Source organism: Lysobacter xanthus, from assembly GCF_047159895.1.
In genome coordinates, this window is the sequence record NZ_BAAGAB020000103.1 from 1 (window position 1) to 5,660 (window position 5,660).

The window sequence follows — 5,660 nt, forward strand, 5'->3', positions numbered from 1 at the left end:
CTCGGCCTGCGGCGCATTCCATTCGTGCTCGAAGTACTGCAGCACGCGCAGGTTGTTGACGCCTCCTGGCGAGCGGGGGAGGCGATGCGATCGTGTGCTCGGCAGGCGTGGCCCATGCGCTCGGCGATCCGCCGTTTCTCGTCGCACGGGACGCGGACCGGTTCGCGTGGGACGCGCCGCAGCACGCGGAAACGATGGAGGCGGTCGACCGATGAATGCAGTCCTGTGCCATCGACTTGGCTTGATTGCCGTGCTCGGGCTGTTCGTCGCCGACGCCGCGCAGGCGTCGACGTCGTCGGCACCGGTCGCGCCGCGCCTGGTGGTCCAGACGGGGCAGTCGAACACGAGGACCGCCGCGTGGTCGCCGGACGGACGGCTCGTGGCGAGCGGCGGCACGGACGGACGCGTCGTCGTGTGGGACGCCGGCACCGGGCGTCAGCTGCACGCCCTGCATGGGGGGGCGGGCGCGATCACGCGCCTGCAGTTCAGTGGCGATGGAACCACGCTGCTCGCCGGCTCGGCGAGCGGGGAGGTGCAGGGCTGGGACGTGGTCTCCGGCGTGCGCGGCGCCGCGTTCCAGGTCGGCGCGGAGGTCCGCGGCCTATGGGCGTCCGAGCGTTCGGACACGTTGATGGTCGCGAAGCAGACGGGCGTGGTGCTGGTCATCGAGACGTCGCCGCAGAAGCTCACGACCATCGACATCGCGCCGTTCGGCCTGACGACCGCGGCGATCTCGCCCGACCGGTCCACGGTCGCGATCGCCAAGATGCCGTCGAAGGCGATCCTGTTGTACGACGCGCGCACCGGCGCCCACCTTCGCGATCTGGTCGGGCACGACGCGCAGGTGAACGCGCTCGCGTTCTCGCCGGACGGCCGCACGCTGGCGTCGGGGAGCGACGACGGCAGCGTCAGGCTGTGTGACTGGCGCAGCGGCGAGGTGCGGCGCGTGATCGCCGGTCACGGGCGCCAGGTCGAGTCGCTCGAGTTCAACCGCGACGGCACGCGCCTGCTGTCGGCCGGCGTGACGGTGCATGTCTGGGACGTCGCGACGGGCGCGGACGTCGCCACGGGCGTGCGACCGCGGGACTACGTCACCGGTGCCGCGTTCTCGCCGCGCGGCGACCGCGTGCTGGCGATCGACGCGACCGGCATGGCCGTCTGGGACGTCGCGCGCGGCGAGCCGCTTGTGGAGATGCGCGGCCGCGGACGCCGTGCGCGCAGCATCGGGTTCTCGCCCGACGGCCAGCGGCTCGTGGTCGGGGGCGACGTCTGGGACCTGCGCACGGGGCAGTCGTCCGCCACGTCGATCAGCACCGGCGAATTCCAGGCCGTGGACTGGCGCCACGACGGCGCCGCGCTGCTCGCCGACGGGCCACGCGGGCCGACGCTGTGGGACACGGCGACGTGGCGCGACCTGCGTGTCTTCGAGGCCCCGGGGACCGTGTCGTCGATGGCGCTCTCTCCTGACGGGCGCCTGGTCGCGGCGGGCGTGTTCCAGCCGGAAGGCGCCGCCGAAGTGCGGCTGTGGGATGCGCGCACCGGCGCGCCGAAGGGCATCTGGCCGGTCAACGACCATGTGGTGCGGCGCGTGGTGTTCTCGCCCGATGGCAAATGGCTGGCGGCGGGAGGCCACGACCGGCCGGTGACGCTCTGGAACGTCGCGGCCGGACGCCAGACGGCCGTCATGGAAGGCGAGCCGCACGACGCCTTCGTGTTCACGCCCGACAGCCGTGCGCTCGCGCTCGCCGATGCGCAGGGTCGCGTCAGGTTGCAGCCGGTCACGGGCGGCGACGCGCGAGCGTTCGCGGAGCACGGCGCGGGCGTCTCCGCGATGCGCTATTCGCCGGATGGGACGCGCCTCGCCACCGCCGGGTCCGACGGCAGCCTGCGGTTGTGGAACGCCGCGGACGGGGCCGCCCTGCAGACGCTGCGCGGGCACGACGACCGGATCGCCGATCTCGACTTCTCCCCGGACGGCCGATGGCTCGCCACCACCTCCGACGACGCGACGACCCGCCTGTGGGCGGTCGGCGAGACCGGCTGGCGCGCGATGCTGCTGCAACTGCAGGGGGCCGGCACCGGGCCCTGGATCAGCTCGAGCGGCGTGGTCGTCGATGCAGCCGGCCGCTTCGACGCGGCGGATCTCGAGGGCCTGCAGGGGCTGCACTGGGTGTTGCCCTCCGCGCCGCTGGTGCCCGTGCCGCTCGAAGCCTTCATGCGCGACTTCTACGAGCCGCGCCTGCTGCCGCGCCTGCTGGGCGGCGATCCGCTGCCGCCGGTCGCCGCGGTGGCGGCCGTCGACACGCGCGTGCCGGACGTCCGCATCGTCGGGTTCGCCGCCGGCGGCGCCCCGGACACGGTAGACGTCGAGGTGGAGGTCGCGACCGCCAACGGCGTGCCACTGCGCGCGCAGGACCTGCGGCTGATGCGCGACGGCCAGCTGGTCGGCTGGGTCGACGGCGCACTGCCGGCCGGCACGACGCCCGGCACGTTCCGCCGGCACTTCCCGGTACGCCTGCCGACCGCGGGGGCGTCGTCGTCGTTCGTGTTCTCCGCCTACGCCTTCAACGGCGATCGCATCAAGACACCGACCGCGTTCGACCGGTACATCGTCCCGACCGACGCGCCGTTCCGGGCGCCGGGGCCGCGCCGGGCGATCCTCGTCAACATCGGCGTCGACGTCTACGAGAGCCCGGCCTGGGACCTCGCCTTCGCCGCGAGCGATGCGCGCCTGATCGGCGGTGCCCTGGAGACCCGCCTGCGCGCGACCGGGCAATTCGACGACGTCGTCCGCATCGAACTCGTCTCCGACGCCGACACGCCGGACGCCGCCACCAAGGCCGCGATCGAGGACGCGCTGCGCGGGCTGTCGCGCGGCGAGGCCGGCCGTGCGCCCGTGGGCCCGGACGATGTCGTGATCGTCTCGTTCTCCGGCCACGGCGCGGTCTCGCGCGACGGCGGCTTCCACCTGCTGCCGCACGACATCGGCGAGACCGGTTCGCGGCTCGTCACGCCCGAGCTGCTCGCGCACGGCATCGGCACCGACGAGCTGGGTGCGTGGCTGCGCGACATCGACGCGGGCGAGCTGGTGCTGATCCTCGATGCCTGCCACTCGGCGGCTTCGATCGCGCAGCCCGGCTTCAAGCCCGGGCCGATGGGCAGCCGCGGGCTCGGCCAGCTGGCGTACGACAAGGGCCTGCGCATCCTCGCGGCGACGCAGCCCAACGACGTCGCGCTGGAATCGGACGCGACGCAGCACGGCCTGCTCAGCTATGCGCTGGTCAAGGATGGCATCGAGCAGGGCAAGGCCGACTACGCGCCGGTCGACGGCCGCATTGCGCTGCCCGAGTGGCTGCATTACGCGCTCGACCGCGTGCCGGCGCTCGCCGCCGAGGTGCGCAGCGGCGCGGTGGCGTCGCGCGGCGCGGCGCCCGTCGTGCGCAACGGTGCCGCGCTGGCGGGCCCGCCCGACACGCGCGCGCTGCAGCGCCCGTCGCTGTTCGACTTCCGTCGCCGGGCGACGGACGTCGACGTCGTGGCGCACTGAGCCCGCATGGCGATCGCCACCGACCTTCGCGGCTACGCGGCCCTCGCCGGCCACGCCCTGCGCAACGCGGGCCTGCTGCGCCGCCTGCCGTACCGGCGCCGTTTCCTGCAGGTCTTCCTCGACACGGCGCGCATGGGCTTCGGCGACATCGGCGTGCGCTCGGCGGGCCTCGGCACGCTGATCATCGCCGGGGTCACCAGCCTGGTGACGTCCGACCCCGAAACCGCCGTGCGCCTGCTGGTGCAGGTGGTGATGCGCGAGGTCGGCCCGATGATCGCCGCGCTGATCGTGCTGGTGCGCGTGGGCATGGTGCTCGCGGCGCGCCTGGGCCTCGCGTCGGTCGCCGGCGACACGCGGCGACTCGCGCTCGACGGCATCGCGCCGCGCGACTACCTGCTGGTGCCCGCGGTGCTGGGCATCGCCGCGGCCAACGTCGTGCTGACGTTCTACTTCCAGCTCATCGCCATCGCCGGCGGCCTGCTCGGCAGCGCGGCGTTGATGGGCCTGTCCATCGCCACGCTCGGCGGCCACCTGCTCGATCTGCTCACGCCGGTCGACATCGCGTACACCGCGATCAAGAGTTTCGCGTTCGGGTTGATCATCGCGACGGTCTGCGCCTACTGCGGCAGCGCCACCGGCGCGGCGCAGGCGCGCACGATGCCGGCGACGCTTTCGCGCGCGGTGATGCAGAGCCTGTTCGTGATGAGCCTGTTCAATGCCGCGTTCGGCTACTTCGTCTACGGCGTGCTGCTGTTCGGGATCGTGCGTGCGCAGAACTGAGCCCGCCCTCGTGCTTCGCGCGGAGGCCGGCGACGGTGCGGTCCAGGCCGTGCCGCGGGGCAGCGTCGGTCGCATCGGGATTGACGATCCGACGATGCGGCGCGCCTTCGTCGACGCGCTCGCGCTCGCACCGCGGCCGGCGGCGCCGTGGCTGGCCGGCGCCCGCACGGCATGGCGGCTGCACGTCGGCCCCGCACCGGAGGCGGTCGCCGTCATCGGGCCGATCGTGGAGCGCGCCATGGACCCGACCGTGCACGAATGCGTCGAGCTTGCCCGCGAGCACCGTGCCGGCGACCGCGCGGCGCCGTCGCCGCCAGCGGGCCTGCTCGTCGGCATCGCGCCCGAGACGCCTATCTCCGCGCTCGACTGGGTGCGGCGCGTCGAACTCGACTTCCTCGGCGCCTGGCTGCGCGAGCCCGAGTGGCTGCTGATCGACGGCGTCTTCGACGATCCGCGCGCGGCCGACGTGGCGCACCTGCCGGCACTCTTCCACCGGCGCTTCCCGTTGCGCACGATCACCTTCCTCGGCCGCACCGCGCCCGCGCTGGCCGGCGCGGTCCCGGCGCCCCTCCTGCGGTTCTGACGCATGATCCCGAACGACGCCCCCGATCCCGCCTACGCCCGACTCCGGCGCCGCAGCCTCGCCGTGGCGTTGCCGGCCGTGCTCGGCGTCGCCGCCCTGCTCGCGCTCGTCAGCTGGAAGCAAGGTCTGCTCACCGCCACGCGCCCGCTGTACTTCATGGCCACGTCGGCGTCCGGCATCACCCGCGGAATGCCGGTGAAGCTCAACGGCTTCGTCGTGGGGCAGGTCGCGGCGATCGAGTTGCTGCCCCCCTCGACGCAGTCCGACCACCGCGTGCGCGTCGCGCTCGACGTCTTCCGCCGTTACCTCGACTACGTGCCGAAGACCTCGCGCGCACGCCTCGCGCAGGAAGGCATGATCGGCCAGTCGGTGATCGAGCTCGTGCCCGAGCGTTACGACGCGCGCGCGATCCACGGCGGCGAGGTGCTGCCGTTCGAGCGCAGCCGCGGTCTCGCGGAGATCGCCGGCGGCCTCGAGGCGAAGATCACGCCCGTGCTGGACGACGCCCATGCGCTCACCTCGCGCCTCGCCGCGCCCGACGGCGACCTGCAGGGCCTGCTCGCCGCCGGACGCGGCGCCACGGAAGGGCTGGTGCAGACCAACGCGGAGGTCCAGCGCACGCTGGTGGAGACGCGCCGCGCGATCGCGACCATCGCCGTCGGCGCCGATCGCACGCTCGCGCGCACCGACCGTGTCGTGGCGGCCGCCGAACGCGACGTCCCCGCGGTGCTCGGCGACCTGCGCGCCACG

The 5,660-nt window shown here is 73.7% G+C and carries 4 protein-coding genes; all 4 read left to right on the forward strand.

What is annotated here, in order from left to right:
* The first annotated feature begins 211 nt into the window (after nucleotides 1-211).
* Nucleotides 212-3,547, forward strand: coding sequence for a WD40 domain-containing protein (locus ACY35P_RS14755; RefSeq protein WP_462116597.1), 3,336 nt, complete (start codon nucleotides 212-214; stop codon nucleotides 3,545-3,547).
* A gap of 6 nt (nucleotides 3,548-3,553) precedes the next feature.
* The gene (locus ACY35P_RS14760; protein WP_462116598.1) at nucleotides 3,554-4,327 is read left to right on the forward strand and encodes an ABC transporter permease; all 774 of its coding nucleotides are present in this window, start codon (nucleotides 3,554-3,556) and stop codon (nucleotides 4,325-4,327) included.
* On the forward strand, nucleotides 4,314-4,910 hold the full coding sequence (locus ACY35P_RS14765) for a hypothetical protein (RefSeq protein WP_462116599.1): 597 nt from the start codon (nucleotides 4,314-4,316) through the stop codon (nucleotides 4,908-4,910). Before ACY35P_RS14760 ends, ACY35P_RS14765 begins: the two co-directional genes overlap by 14 nt.
* Nucleotides 4,911-4,913: 3 nt before the next feature.
* On the forward strand, nucleotides 4,914-5,660 hold a 747-nt coding region (locus tag ACY35P_RS14770; protein ID WP_462116600.1), incomplete at its 3' end, for an MlaD family protein.

What these genes read in the sequence shown, in the direction of transcription:
- ACY35P_RS14755 (WP_462116597.1), top strand. Translation starts at nt 212, where the DNA reads ATGAATGCAGTCCTGTGCCATCGACTTGGCTTGATTGCCGTGCTCGGG.
- ACY35P_RS14760 (WP_462116598.1), top strand. Translation starts at nt 3,554, where the DNA reads ATGGCGATCGCCACCGACCTTCGCGGCTACGCGGCCCTCGCCGGCCAC.